Here is a 13,743-nt window from a genome sequence, read left to right as displayed (position 1 = left end):
TCGGGGGGTGTCCGCCCGCAGCGGTTGGCGCGTCAACGCCGGGGAAGATCTGTGGCCGACCGATTCCGCGCCGTTCCGAGGACGGACACCCCCCGACCCGACCCCGACCCACCACGCACCCCAAGGCGCCACGCGCACCCCCACCCAACCCGCACCGGCGCCGCAGGCACCCCGCACCACCGCCGCAGGCACCCCGCACCCCGCACAGGCGCCGCAGGCACCCCCCACCACCACGCACCCCGCACAAGCCGCCGCAGGCATCCCCACCACCACCGAAGGCACCCGCACCGGCGCCGCAGGCACCCCCATCACCCACCGCCCAAGACGCCCGCACCGGCGCCGCAGGCACCCCACCACCCACGCGAACCCCGCACCACCGCCGAAGGCACCTGCACCGGCGCCGCAGGCACCCCCACCACCGCCGAAGGCACCTGCACCCGCGCCGCAGGCACCCCGCGCCACCGCCGGAGGCATCGGCATCGTCACCGTGGGTCCGGGCGGCCGCCGATCCAGTCCTGGACGGCGCGGCGGGGGCCGGACCAGCGGCGGTCGTGGCGGTAGGCGCGGAGGCGGGCCTTCGCGCGGGCGCGCGGGCGGCGGGCGTAGAAGCGGCGGGCCCACGGGGAGCCGGGGCGGGCCAGGCGGACCGCGCCGACCAGCGCGATCACGGGCACGATGACTCCGAAGATCGCGATTCGCGCCTTGCCCTTGGCCAGGGCGAGGAGGGAGAAGAGGAAGTTCCCGGCAACCGTCGCGATGACGTTCGCGCGGTCCTGCAACTCGTCCTGGCTCACACCGTCGACGCCGAAGGGCGTGAAGCCCGCCAGGACCAGCCCGACCAGGGCCGCGGTGAGCACCACGACCTCCACGCTCTTGCGCCCCGCCTCGGTCCAGTAGACGTCGTCGAGGTGCAGGATCAGCGCGAACTCGTCCAGGACGAGCCCCGCGCCCATGCCGAAGACCACCGCCGCGACCGCGGACCCGAACCCGTGCCGCCCTCCCGCGACCGCGGCGAAGCCGCCGACGACGGTGAGGACGATCCCGGGGACCACGTGATGGACGTGCACCCCGCCCGCCTTGACGTTGCCGAAGGGCCCCCGGCCCGCCCGGATCAGACGGGTGATGACCCGCGTGACCACGAACGTCAGCACGAACGCCGTCAGCGCGAGGAGCAGCGGCAGCTTGCCCGGTTCCATGATGTTGCGCTGCCACCAATCTCCCATGTGCGCACGCTACGGCGATATGTCCACCGGGGCCCGGCAACGCCCCGCCGACTGCCGGGTAGTCTGCGCCGGTGCTCAGGACTCCCTCCGCCGACGGCCTCCGGTTCGCCTTCGGCACTCTCACCGTGCTCCCGGTCAAGGTGGCCCGCTGGGACCGCGACGCCGCGCGCGGCGGCATGCTGTGCGCCCCGCTGGCCGGGCTGACGGTGGGCGTCCTCGCCGCGGCCGCCGGGCTGCTGCTGCTCGCGCTGGGCGCCGGGAGCCTGCTCGCCGCGGTCGCCACGGCCGCCGTCCCCGCCGTGCTCACCCGCGGACTGCATCTGGACGGGCTGGCCGACACCGCCGACGGTCTGGGCAGCGGCAAACCCGCCGAGGACGCCCTGCGGATCATGAAGCAGTCGGACATCGGGCCGTTCGGCGTACTCACCCTCCTGTTCACGCTCCTCGCCCAGGTGGCCGCCCTCGCCCAGGCCTACGACGGCTCGTGGGCGCGGGGCGCGCTCGCCGCCGTGGTGTCGGCGACCGCCGCCCGGCTGGCCCTCACGACGGCGGCCCGGGCCGGGGTGCCCGCCGCCCGCCCGGAGGGACTGGGCGCGGCGGTCGCCGGAGTCGTCCCGAGCGGCCGGGCGCTGACCGCGGCGGCGGCCGTCACCCTGGCCGCCGCGGCGGCGGGCGCGTCCCTGGGCCCGTACGACGCCCTGCGCACCGCACTCGCCGTCGTGTGCGCGATCGCCCTCGCCGAACTGCTGCTGCGGCACTGCGTCCGCCGCTTCGGCGGCGTCACGGGCGACGTCTTCGGCGGGGTGGCGGAGACGGCGGCCACGACCGCGCTGGTGGTACTGGTCCTGGGCTGACCGGTGCGAGGCGCAGGCCCCGGCAGGCCCCGGCAGGCCTCAGCCGGCCTCAGCAGGCCTCGCGCCACGCGTCCAGTTCGTACCTCTTCAGCATCGAACTGAGCCGCAGCTCACGGGAGTCGGCGCAGAAGCGTTCCGTCGGCAGCTCGTACTCGACGTGGAAGACCGCCTTGCCCGCGTCGACGAACGGCCGGTTGTCGGCGCACTCGCCGTACTGGGCGCACTGCTCGTTGACGGCGAAGTCGAAGTCGTCGACGAGTTCCGGGATCTGGTCCAGGTCGTTCTTCAGCCCGACGGCCATCCCGCGGTCGTGGGCGAGCTCGGCGATCAGCCGGTTGTAGCGGAGCTGGTCGTCGCCGGTGAGCGGGAAGCCGGTGTCGTTCTTGTAGCCGTCCATGTTGTCCGGCTCCACGGCGTCGAAGCCCTTGTCGCGGCACATGTCGAGGCGCTCGGCCATCAGCGGCTCAAGGACGTCCGTCGCGCGGATGTCCAGCCACCGCTCGCCCTCCCAGCCGTTGCCCTTGCCCAGCACCTGCGCCGGGAACGCGTCGGCGTCGGGCCGGAAGTCCTCCCAGGCGCCGGTGGAGACGTAGCAGATGACCTTGCGTCCGTCCTCGTGCAGACCCGCGACCGTGGCCTTGTCGTGGTCGAAGCCGTCGATGTCGTAGACCGGCACGTCCACGGACGTGTCCAGTGTGCCGCTGAGCTGCCACTGCCAGGCGGTGCCCGGCGTCGGCCGCCAGTGTCCGGCGTCCCCGCCGCCGGCGCCGTCGTCGCCGGGGGCCGACGTGCAGCCCGCGAGCAGCAGCAGGAGGGCTGTCGACAGGACCGGGCGTCTCACAGGGGTTGCTCCAGAGTGCGGTTGGGGCGGCGGCGTACTCCCGGAATGATCTCTCATCGACGGCTCGGCGCGGAAACCGCGGCCCCGCGGGAGGGGGTGCGGCCGGGGGCGAGCGTAGGCTCGTGCCGAGTGTTCGCCTGCCCAGGCGAGGACCGCATCGCAGGAGGGATCTAGGGTCGGATGTCGGGCCCGGTCGACCCACCCGCATTCGGCCACACCAGACTTCATACGGAAGCGAGATTTCACCACCGTGACTGCTCTCACTCTCTCCACCGCCGCGGCGCCCGGCCTCCGGGCCGACGCGATCGTGATCGGTGTCGCCAAGGGCGCGAACGGCCCGTCCGTCGCACCGGGCGCCGAAGCCGTGGACAAGGCGTACGACGGCCGGCTCGCCGGCGTCCTGGAGACCCTCGGCGCCTCGGGCGCCGAGGGCGAGGTGACGAAGCTGCCCGCGCCGTCCGGCTTCAAGGCACCCGTCGTCGTGGCGGTGGGCCTCGGTGCCGAGCCCGAGAAGGACGCCGGCTTCGACGCGGAGACGCTGCGCAGGGCCGCCGGCGCGGCCGCCCGTGCGCTGGCCGGCGCCAAGAAGGCCGCCTTCGCCCTGCCGCTCACGGAGGCCGCCGACGCCGGTGTCGTCGCCGAGGGCGTGCTGCTCGGCGCGTACTCCTTCGACGCGTACAAGGAGTCCGCGAAGGAGACCAAGGCCGCCAAGGGCAACGGCAACGGCAAGGCCCCGCTGGCGGAGGCCGCGCTGCTGGGCGGCAAGCCCCGCGACAAGGCGTACAAGGCCGCGATCGAGCGTGCGGCGGCGGTCGCCGAGGAGCTGAACCGCGCCCGCGACCTCGTCAACACCCCGCCGAACGACCTGAACCCGGAGGCGTTCGCGGCGGTGGCGCAGGCCGCGGCCAAGGAGCACGGCATCAAGGTGCAGGTGCTCGACGAGAAGGCGCTCACCAAGGGCGGCTACGGCGGCATCCTCGGCGTCGGCGCCGGTTCGGCGTCGGGTCCGCGGCTGGTGAAGCTGTCGTACACCTCGTCCAAGGCGAAGAAGTCCCTCGCCTTCGTCGGCAAGGGCATCACGTACGACTCGGGCGGCATCTCGCTGAAGCCGGCCGGGCACAACGAGACGATGAAGTGCGACATGGCGGGCGCCGCAGCCGTGTTCGCCGCGGTCGTCGCCGCCGCGCGGCTCGGCCTGGAGGTCAACGTGACCGGCTGGCTGGCGCTGGCCGAGAACATGCCGTCGGGCTCGGCGACGCGCCCGGGTGACGTGCTGCGCATGTACAGCGGCAAGACGGTGGAGGTGCTCAACACCGACGCCGAGGGCCGGCTCGTGCTCGCCGACGCGCTGTGGGCGGCCTCGCTGGAGAAGCCGGACGCGATCATCGACGTGGCGACGCTGACCGGAGCGATGATGCTGGCGCTGGGCAGCCGGACGTACGGGATCATGGCGAACGACGACGCGTTCCGCTCCGCGGTGCACGAGGCGGCGGAGGAGTCGGGCGAGCCGGCGTGGCCGATGCCGCTGCCGGAGCACCTGCGCAAGGGCATGGACTCGCCGACCGCGGACATCGCGAACATGGGTGAGCGGATGGGCGGCGGTCTGGTGGCCGGTCTGTTCCTGCGGGAGTTCGTCGGCGAGGGCATCACGTGGGCGCACCTGGACATCGCGGGTCCGGCCTTCAACGAGGGCGGGCCGTTCGGGTACACGCCGAAGGGCGGTACGGGGACGGCGGTGCGGACGCTGGTGCGGGTTGCCGAGCGGGTTGCCCTCGGCGATCTCGGCTGACGTACGCCTGAGAACTCGGGGTGCGGGTGATTGCGCGGCTGCGGGCCCGTCGTGGCTCGTCGCGCGGTTCCCCGCGCCCCTTGGTGGGCTGTCCCGGCGTCGGCCGAGAAGAACCCCAGGGGAGTCCGCTCATGTGAACGTGGGGTGTCTCACACCCCGGCCCCACGTCTCGTTCGTCTCTCACAAGTGCGAAGATGGGGCCCGGCAGGACAGGGCCCACCCAAGGGCCGAGAACAAAGAGCGGCCGGACACCAGCCGCCGACCGGTCACTGGAGACCGGCGTGGCGCACATGCATGGAGGACGTGACGTGGCGAACGACGCCAGCACCGTTTTCGACCTAGTGATCCTCGGCGGTGGCAGCGGTGGTTACGCTGCGGCCCTGCGCGGGGCGCAGCTGGGCCTGGACGTCGCCCTGATCGAGAAGAACAAGCTTGGCGGCACCTGCCTGCACAACGGTTGCATCCCCACCAAGGCCCTGCTCCACGCGGGCGAGGTCGCCGACCAGTCCCGCGAGAGCGAGCAGTTCGGCGTCAAGACGTCCTTCGAGGGCGTCGACATGGCGGGCGTGCACAAGTACAAGGACGAGGTGATCGCCGGCCTGTACAAGGGCCTGCAGGGTCTGGTCGCCTCCCGCAAGATCACCTACATCGAGGGGGAGGGCCGCCTCTCCTCCCCCACCTCTGTCGACGTCGACGGTCGGCGCGTCGAGGGCCGCCACGTCCTGCTCGCGACCGGCTCCGTGCCGAAGACGCTGCCGGGCCTGGAGATCGACGGCAACCGGATCATCTCCTCGGACCACGCCCTCACGCTGGACCGCGTGCCGAAGTCCGCGATCGTCCTGGGCGGTGGCGTCATCGGCGTGGAGTTCGCCTCCGCGTGGAAGTCCTTCGGTTCCGAGGTCACGGTCATCGAGGGCCTCAAGCACCTGGTCCCGGTCGAGGACGAGAACAGCTCCAAGCTCCTGGAGCGCGCCTTCCGCAAGCGGGGCATCAAGTTCAACCTGGGCACCTTCTTCCAGAAGGCGGAGTACACCCAGGACGGCGTCAGGGTCACCCTCGCCGACGGCAAGGAGTTCGAGGCCGAGGTCCTGCTCGTCGCCATCGGCCGCGGCCCGGTCTCGCAGGGCCTGGGCTACGAGGAGAACGGCGTCGCGATGGACCGCGGCTTCGTCCTCGTGGACGAGTACATGCGGACCAACGTCCCGACCATCTCCGCCGTCGGTGACCTCGTTCCCACCCTCCAGCTCGCGCACGTCGGCTTCGCCGAGGGCATCCTGGTGGCGGAGCGGCTCGCCGGCCTGAAGACCGTCCCGGTCGACTACGACGGCGTGCCGCGGGTGACGTACTGCCACCCGGAGGTCGCCTCCGTCGGTCTCACGGAGGCCAGGGCGAAGGAGGTCTACGGCGCGGACAAGGTCGTCTCGATCAAGTTCCCGCTCGGCGGCAACGGCAAGAGCCGCATCCTGAAGACCGCGGGCGAGATCAAGCTCGTCCAGGTCAAGGACGGTGCCGTGGTCGGCGTCCACATGGTCGGCGACCGTATGGGCGAGCAGGTCGGCGAGGCGCAGCTGATCTACAACTGGGAGGCGCTGCCGGCCGAGGTGGCTCAGCTCATCCACGCCCACCCGACGCAGAACGAGGCGCTCGGCGAGGCCCACCTGGCGCTGGCCGGCAAGCCGCTCCACATGCACGACTGACCGCTCAGGTCTTCGGGCGCGACGACACAGACTTCCGCACTTTCGTAAGGAGCAACCGAAACCATGGCGGTTTCCGTAACCCTGCCGGCGCTCGGCGAGAGCGTCACCGAGGGCACCGTCACCCGTTGGCTGAAGGCCGAGGGTGAGCGTGTCGAGGCCGACGAGCCGTTGCTCGAGGTCTCGACCGACAAGGTCGACACCGAGATCCCGGCGCCCGCCTCCGGCGTGCTGTCCTCCATCAAGGTCGCCGAGGACGAGACCGTCGAGGTCGGCGCCGAGCTGGCGCTGATCGACGACGGCTCCGGCGCCCCCGCCGCCGAGCCGGCCCCGCAGGCCGAGCAGGTCGCCGAGCCGGCCCCCGAGCCCGCCCCGGCCGCCCCCTCCACCGAGCAGGCCGCCCCGGCGTCCGCTCCCACCGCCGAAGCCGCCGCCGGTGGCTCCGCCGAGGGCACGGACGTCGTCCTGCCCGCGCTCGGCGAGTCCGTCACCGAGGGCACCGTCACCCGCTGGCTGAAGTCGGTCGGTGACAGCGTCGAGGCCGACGAGCCGCTGCTCGAGGTCTCGACCGACAAGGTCGACACCGAGATCCCGGCGCCCGCCTCCGGCACCCTGCTGGAGATCGTGGTCGGCGAGGACGAGACCGCGGAGGTCGGCGCCAAGCTCGCCGTCATCGGTGCGGCGGGTGCCGCCCCGGCGGCTGCCCCGGCCGCCCCCGCGGCCCCGGCCCAGGAAGCCCCGGCCCAGGAAGCCCCGGCCCAGCCCGAGCCCACCCCGGCTCCGGCGGCTCCGGCCCCGGCTCCCGCACAGGCCGCTCCGGCTCCGGCCGCCCCGGCTCCGCAGGCGCCGCCGGCTCCCGCCGCCCAGCCCGCCGCCCCGGCGCCCGCGCCGGCCCCGGCCGCCGCTCCGGCTGCCCCGGCCGCCGCCCAGCCCGTGGACGACGGCGCGTACGTCACCCCGCTGGTGCGCAAGCTCGCCGCCGAGAACGGCGTCGACCTGTCCACCGTCAAGGGCACCGGCGTCGGCGGCCGTATCCGCAAGCAGGACGTCGTCGCCGCCGCCGAGGCCGCGAAGGCCGCCCCGGCTCCGGCGGCCGCCGCCCCCGCCGCGCCCGCCGCGAAGAAGGCCCCCGTCCTGGAGGCCTCCCCGCTGCGTGGCCAGACCGTCAAGATGCCGCGCATCCGCAAGGTCATCGGCGACAACATGGTCAAGGCGCTGCACGAGCAGGCCCAGCTGTCGTCGGTCGTCGAGGTCGACGTCACCCGTCTGATGAAGCTGCGCGCCCGTGCCAAGGACGCGTTCGCGGCACGTGAGGGCGTCAAGCTGTCGCCGATGCCGTTCTTCGTCAAGGCGGCGGCCCAGGCGCTGAAGGCGCACGCGCCGATCAACGCCAAGATCAACGAGGCCGAGGGGACCATCACCTACTTCGACACCGAGAACATCGGTATCGCGGTGGACTCCGAGAAGGGCCTGATGACCCCGGTCATCAAGAACGCCGGTGACCTGAACCTGGCCGGCATCGCCAAGGCGACCGCCGACCTGGCGGGCAAGGTGCGGGCCAGCAAGATCAGCCCGGACGAGCTGGCGGGTGCGACCTTCACCATCAGCAACACCGGTTCGCGCGGCGCGCTGTTCGACACGATCATCGTGCCGCCGGGCCAGGTCGCCATCCTCGGCATCGGTGCCACGGTCAAGCGTCCGGCCGTCATCGAGACGGAGGACGGCCCGGTCATCGGCGTCCGCGACATGACGTACCTGACCCTGTCCTACGACCACCGTCTGGTGGACGGCGCCGACGCCGCCCGCTACCTGACTGCGGTCAAGGCGATCCTGGAGGCGGGCGAGTTCGAGGTCGAGCTCGGCCTGTAGTCTCTCCCCGCCAGCGGGCCTGTACGGTGCCCCCGCCCGGATCCTCCCGGGCGGGGGCACCGCCGTGTTCCGGCCGGGGCACGCTGTGTAAGTCTCGTCTCACCTGCGTAAAAGCGCCCCCATGCGCCCTTCCCGCTCGCCGTGACGGCCGTATTGTTGCTCAACGTCAGCCGCCCCAGGGGTCCGAAGGGGACCCTCCCGAAGGAGCTCCCATGACCGCGCCCGTCGTCCACTCGCTGCGCGAACAGATCCGCGAGCACATCCTGGAAGGGATCATCAGCGGGCGCTGGCAGCCGGGCGAGCGGATCGTGGAGCGGCGGATCGCGACCGAGCTGGAGGTCAGCCAGACGCCGGTCCGGGAGGCGCTGCGGGAGCTGGAGTCGCTGCGGCTGATCGAGTCCGCGCCGAACAAGGGCGTACGGGTGCGGAACCTGACCGCCGCCGACCTGGAGGAGAGCTACCCGGTCCGGGCCGGTCTGGAGGCGATCGCGGCCGAGCTGGCGGCGGACCGGCTCGCCGTGGACTGCTCGGCCCTGGAACCGCACGTCGCCGCGCTGTACGAGGCCGACCGGGTCTCCGACGGCACGGGCCAGGTGCGGCACACGGTGGGCTTCCACCGGGAGCTGGTGCGGGCTGCGGGCAACTCGGTGCTGCTGCACACGTGGGAGGGGCTGGGGATCGAGGTGTTCACGGCGTTGTCGATACGGTGGCTGGGGACGGTGCAGCAGTCGTACGCGGAGGAGCACGAGGAGCTGGTCGCCGCCTTCCGCCGCCGGGACCCGCGCATCCCGGAGATCGTCAAGTCCCACGTCCTGGGCTGCGCGCCGCGCCCCTGAAGAACGGCGCAGCCTTCCCGGGGCGCGGGGCTGTATCGATGTGCGGCTCCGCCGCGCGGGCGTGATCAACCACGACGCACCCGCAGGCGCCACACAGCCGAACCACCCGAGCCGCACCGCGCTCACCTGCACAAACCCCCAACTTCAAGGTCACCCCGTGCCACCGCCGAAGGCACCCCGTGCCGACTTTCTCGTGATCAAGAGGTTTTGCCCCTCAACCCTTTGATCGATCATCGATCAGGGAGTTACAGTCACGCTTGGACTCCCACCGGAGCCCAGCCCTGTCCTGCCAAAGACCTAGGGCACCCCCGAACCCTTGACGATGAGGGAACCCCCTTCGACTGAGGAAGGCGGCGACATGACGACCGACCCGAAAGCCATCCAGCCGAGCGAGCTCGACCAGCTCCCGGACCGCGACCCCGAGGAGACCGCCGAGTGGCAGGCCTCCCTGGACGCCGTCGCCAAGGCGGCCGGGCCGCACCGTGCCGCGTACCTGATGCGCCGCACGCTGGAGCGCGCCGAGGGCGCCGGCCTCGCGCTGCCGAAGCTCCTCGAGACCGACTACGTCAACACCATCCCCACCTCCGCCGAGCCCGCCGTGGAAGGCGACGAGGCGATGGAGCAGCGGATCACCGCGTGGAACCGCTGGAACGCGGCGGCGATGGTGACCCGCGGCAGCAAGCACGGCGTCGGCGGCCACATCGCCACCTTCGCCTCCGCGGCCTGGCTCTACGAGACCGGCTTCAACCACTTCTTCAAGGGCAAGGAGGGGGACGGCTCCGGCGACCAGCTCTACATTCAGGGCCACGCCTCCCCCGGCATCTACGCCCGCGCCTTCCTCGACGGCCGCCTGAACGAGGAGCAGCTGGACAACTTCCGCCGCGAGGCCGGCGGCAACGGTCTGCCGTCCTACCCGCACCCGCGCCGGCTGCCCTGGCTGTGGGAGTTCCCCACCGTCTCGATGGGCCTCGGCCCGATCTCCGCGATCTACCAGGCGCGGTTCAACCGCTACCTGACCAGCCGCGGCATCAAGGACCTGACGAACTCCCACGTGTGGGCGTTCCTCGGCGACGGCGAGATGGACGAGCCGGAGTCCACCACCGCGCTCACCCTCGCCTCCCGTGAGGGCCTGGACAACCTGACCTTCGTCATCAACTGCAACCTGCAGCGCCTCGACGGTCCGGTCCGCGCCAACTTCAAGATCGTGCAGGAGCTGGAGGCCCAGTTCCGCGGCGCCGGCTGGAACGTCGTCAAGTCGCTGTGGGGCACCGCCTGGGACGAGCTGTTCCAGCTCGACACCACCGGCGCGCTGGTACGCCGTCTGCGCGAGGTACCGGACGCGCAGGTCCAGACGTACCAGACCCGCGACGCCGCCTACATCCGCGAGGACTTCTTCAACAAGGACCCGCAGCTCGCCGAGATGGCGAAGCTCCTGTCCGACGACAAGATCCTCGACTGCTTCCACTTCTCGCGCGGCGGTCACGAGTCCCGCAAGGTGTACGCCGCGTACAAGGCCGCGCTCGCCCACAAGGGCGCGCCGACCGTGATCCTGGCCCAGACGGTCAAGGGCCACACCCTCGGCACCGGCTTCGCGTCGAAGAACGCCAACCACCAGATGAAGAAGCTCTCGGTGGACGAGTTCAAGGACATGCGCGACCTGCTCGGCCTGCCGATCGCGGACAGCGCCTTCGTCGACGGCGTGGTCCCCTACGGCCACCCGGGCGCCGACTCCCCCGAGGTCCGCTACCTCCAGGAGCGCCGCGCCGCCCTCGGCGGTCCGGCCCCCGCCCGTCGCGTGCACCCCCTCGCCCCGCTGCCCGCCCCCGCGGACAAGGCCTTCGCGGCCTTCGACAAGGGCTCCGGCTCGCAGAGCGTCGCGACGACCATGGCCTTCGTCCGCCTGGTCAAGGACCTGGTCCGCGACAAGGAGACCGGCAAGCGCTGGGTGCCGATCGTCCCCGACGAGGCGCGCACCTTCGGCATGGAGAGCCTCTTCCCGTCCCTGGGCATCTACTCGCCCAAGGGCCAGACGTACGAGCCGGTCGACCGCGACCAGCTGATGTACTACAAGGAGGCCAAGAACGGCCAGATCCTCAACGAGGGGATCACCGAGGCCGGTTCGATGGCCGACTTCATCGCCGCGTCCACCGCGTACGCGACGCACGGCGAGGCGATGATCCCGTTCTACATCTTCTACTCGATGTTCGGCTGGCAGCGCACGGCCGACCAGATGTGGCAGCTCGGCGACCAGCTGGGCCGCGGCTTCCTGGTCGGTGCCACCGCGGGCCGCACCACCCTCACCGGTGAGGGCCTCCAGCACGCGGACGGCCACTCCCCCGCCATCGCGGCGACCAACCCCGCCGCCCTCTCCTACGACCCGGCGTTCGCGTACGAGATCGCGACGATCGTCAAGGACGGTCTGCGCCGCATGTACGGCGAGGCGGCCCCGGGTGAGGACCCGAACGTCTTCTACTACCTGACGGTCTACAACGAGCCGATGCCGCAGCCGGCCAAGCCGTCCGGCGCCGGCGTCGACGAGGGCATCGTCAAGGGCCTGTACCGCTTCAACACGGCGGAGACGGCGGGCCTGACCCCGGCCGCGAACGCCCCGCGCATCCAGCTGCTGGGCTCCGGCACGGCGATCCACTGGACGCTCGAGGCGCAGCGGCTGCTCGCCGAGGAGTGGGGCGTGGCCGCCGACGTGTGGTCCGCGACCTCCTGGACCGAGCTGCGCCGGGACGCCATGGACGCCGACGCGGCGCTGCTGCGCGGCGAGGAGCGGGTGCCGTACGTCCGCCGGGCGCTGCAGGGCGCCGAGGGCCCGGTCCTCGCGGTCTCCGACTACATGCGCCAGGTCCCGGACCAGATCGCGCAGTGGGTCGAGCAGGACTACTCGTCGCTCGGTGCCGACGGCTTCGGCCTGTCGGACACCCGTGACGCCGCCCGCCGCCACTTCGGGGTGGACGCCGAGTCCATCGTGGTCGCGGCCCTGGCCCAGCTCGCCAAGCGCGGCGAGGTCAAGGCGACGGCCGTGAAGGAGGCGCGCGAGCGCTACGGCCTGTAGGCCCCGGCACTGCGAGCAGGCCCCCGCCCCACCCCGGCGGGGGCCTTCCGCATCCTCCGGCATCATGTGGGGATGCGTGCTGCCCGCCTGATCAAGATGGTGCTGCTCCTCCAGTCCCGCCCGGCCATGACCGCCGCCGAGCTGGCCCGGGAGCTGGAGGTCTCGGAGCGAACCGTCACACGGGACGCGCAGGCCCTGTCGGAGGCGGGTGTGCCGGTGTACGCGGAGCGCGGCCGGGCCGGCGGCTACCGCCTGATCGGCGGCTACCGCACCCGGCTGACCGGGCTCGCCCGGGGCGAGGCGGAGGCGCTGTTCCTGTCCGGGGTCCCCGGGGCGCTGCGCGAGATGGGCCTGGAGGACGCGGCCTCGGCAGCCCGCCTGAAGGTGTCGGCGGCCCTGCTCCCCTCCCTGCGGGACGCCTCCCGTACGGCGGCGCAGCGGTTCCACCTGGACGCGCCGAACTGGTTCCGCGAGCCGGAGACGCCCGAGCTGCTGCCCGCGGTCGCGGAGGCGGTCTGGGACGACCGGCGGTTCTCGGCGCGTTACCGGCGCGGGGAGGAGGAGGTCGTCCGGGAGCTGGAGCCGTACGGCCTCGTGTTGAAGGCCGGGGTCTGGTACCTGTGCGCGAGGGTCGCGCGGGCGACGGGTGACGATGTCTTCCGCGTGTACCGCATCGACCGCTTCACGGCGGTGGAGGCGGGCGGGGAGCGCTTCGAGCGGGACGGGGGCTTCGACCTGCCCGCGTTCTGGGCGGAGCGGGCCGGGCAGTTCGCACGGTCGATCCTGCGGGCGGAGGTCGTGGCGCGGCTGTCTGCCGACGGCGTGCGCAGGCTGCCGTACGCCGTCGACGCGCTGTCCGCCCGGGAGGCGCTGGACGCCGCGGAGGCGCCGGACGCGGACGGCTGGGTGACGGTGACGCTGCCGGTGGAGTCGGAGGAGGTCGCGCACGAGCAGCTCCGCCGGCTCGGACCGGAGGTGGAGGTACTGGCGCCGACGGCCCTGCGGGAACGCTTCGCTCAGGATGCGGGGCGGCTGGCGGGGTTGTACGGGAGGTGAGCCGACGGGGTGCTGCGGCGTGACACCCGGCGCGGGCGTGGGGCGGGTCACGCGGCCCGGCGCCGACGAGGTGCCCGGGCGCGGGTGCGGGCGCGGGTGGGAAGCGCAGCCCGGCCTTGTGGGGTGCCTACCCCCCAGTGCCTGAACGGGCCTGAACGGCCTGGGAGGTACCCCCAGCGCCCACCCGTGCCGCCCCAGCGGCACGCCTGCCCGCAGCGGGGGCGGCAGGCATGGCGACTGCCGCCAGCAGCAGCGGCGGTGGCGTGGCGGACTCCCTGCAGCTGGGGCGGCAGGCGTGGCGGACTGCCAGCAGCGGGGGCGGCAGGCATGGCGACTGCCAGCAGCGGGGGCGGCAGGCATGGCGACTGCCGCCAGCAGCAGCGGCGGTGGCGTGGCGGACTGCCTGCAGCTGGGGCGGCGAGGGCGGCGGGGAGCCGCGTACGGCGGGGACGGGGCAGTGGCGTGGGGCGGGGGAGAGCCGCGTACGGCGAGGAGGGGTCGGGTCGGGGGGTGTCCG

At 72.8% G+C, this 13,743-nt stretch carries 9 protein-coding genes; 7 read left to right on the top strand and 2 right to left on the bottom strand.

The window, feature by feature from the left end; translation table 11 throughout:
- Positions 1-482: 482 nt before the first annotated feature.
- Complete coding sequence (locus AB0P07_RS36620) at positions 483-1,223, bottom strand: hypothetical protein (protein ID WP_365558722.1); 741 nt, start codon at positions 1,221-1,223, stop codon at positions 483-485.
- Between the two features lie 71 nt (positions 1,224-1,294).
- Between AB0P07_RS36620 and AB0P07_RS36615 the strand changes: the two genes are divergently transcribed.
- The gene (locus tag AB0P07_RS36615; protein ID WP_365558720.1) at positions 1,295-2,077 is read left to right on the top strand and encodes an adenosylcobinamide-GDP ribazoletransferase; all 783 of its coding nucleotides are present in this window, start codon (positions 1,295-1,297) and stop codon (positions 2,075-2,077) included.
- A 49-nt stretch (positions 2,078-2,126) separates the two neighbouring features.
- Here the strand turns inward: AB0P07_RS36615 and AB0P07_RS36610 are convergent, their stop codons facing one another.
- A complete protein-coding gene (locus AB0P07_RS36610; RefSeq protein ID WP_365558717.1) occupies positions 2,127-2,918 on the bottom strand; it encodes an endo alpha-1,4 polygalactosaminidase in 792 nt (263 codons plus the stop codon).
- Positions 2,919-3,168: 250 nt separating this feature from the next.
- Between AB0P07_RS36610 and AB0P07_RS36605 the strand changes: the two genes are divergently transcribed.
- The 6 genes from AB0P07_RS36605 (at position 3,169) to AB0P07_RS36580 (ending at position 13,226) form a co-directional block, all read left to right on the top strand.
- On the top strand, positions 3,169-4,707 hold the full coding sequence (locus AB0P07_RS36605) for a leucyl aminopeptidase (protein ID WP_365558714.1): 1,539 nt from the start codon (positions 3,169-3,171) through the stop codon (positions 4,705-4,707).
- A 308-nt stretch (positions 4,708-5,015) separates the two neighbouring features.
- Positions 5,016-6,404: a dihydrolipoyl dehydrogenase gene (gene lpdA / locus AB0P07_RS36600; RefSeq protein WP_365558711.1), complete on the top strand. Its 1,389-nt coding sequence runs from the start codon at positions 5,016-5,018 to the stop codon at positions 6,402-6,404.
- Positions 6,405-6,467: 63 nt separating this feature from the next.
- Positions 6,468-8,270 (top strand): 2-oxoglutarate dehydrogenase, E2 component, dihydrolipoamide succinyltransferase, encoded by a 1,803-nt coding sequence (sucB, locus tag AB0P07_RS36595; protein ID WP_365558708.1) that lies wholly within the window; start codon positions 6,468-6,470, stop codon positions 8,268-8,270.
- 212 nt (positions 8,271-8,482) lie between these two features.
- Positions 8,483-9,106, top strand: coding sequence for a GntR family transcriptional regulator (locus AB0P07_RS36590; protein WP_031030713.1), 624 nt, complete (start codon positions 8,483-8,485; stop codon positions 9,104-9,106).
- A 358-nt stretch (positions 9,107-9,464) separates the two neighbouring features.
- Positions 9,465-12,170: a pyruvate dehydrogenase (acetyl-transferring), homodimeric type gene (aceE, locus tag AB0P07_RS36585; RefSeq protein ID WP_365558705.1), complete on the top strand. Its 2,706-nt coding sequence runs from the start codon at positions 9,465-9,467 to the stop codon at positions 12,168-12,170.
- A gap of 72 nt (positions 12,171-12,242) precedes the next feature.
- Positions 12,243-13,226 carry a WYL domain-containing protein gene (locus tag AB0P07_RS36580; RefSeq protein WP_365558703.1) on the top strand — a complete coding sequence of 328 codons (984 nt, stop codon included), beginning with the start codon at positions 12,243-12,245 and terminating at the stop codon, positions 13,224-13,226.
- Positions 13,227-13,743: the final 517 nt, after the last annotated feature.

Source organism: Streptomyces sp. NPDC085944, assembly GCF_040686295.1.
GTDB lineage: Bacteria > Actinomycetota > Actinomycetes > Streptomycetales > Streptomycetaceae > Streptomyces > Streptomyces salinarius.
Note: the sequence above shows the minus strand (reverse complement) of the source record. Positions and strands in the feature narration are given on the sequence as shown.

Coding starts and splice junctions, on each gene's coding strand:
- aceE (WP_365558705.1), top strand. CDS start 9,465: ATGACGACCGACCCGAAAGCCATCCAGCCGAGCGAGCTCGACCAGCTC.
- AB0P07_RS36580 (WP_365558703.1), top strand. CDS start 12,243: ATGCGTGCTGCCCGCCTGATCAAGATGGTGCTGCTCCTCCAGTCCCGC.
- sucB (WP_365558708.1), top strand. CDS start 6,468: ATGGCGGTTTCCGTAACCCTGCCGGCGCTCGGCGAGAGCGTCACCGAG.
- AB0P07_RS36620 (WP_365558722.1), bottom strand. CDS start 1,223: ATGGGAGATTGGTGGCAGCGCAACATCATGGAACCGGGCAAGCTGCCG.
- AB0P07_RS36590 (WP_031030713.1), top strand. CDS start 8,483: ATGACCGCGCCCGTCGTCCACTCGCTGCGCGAACAGATCCGCGAGCAC.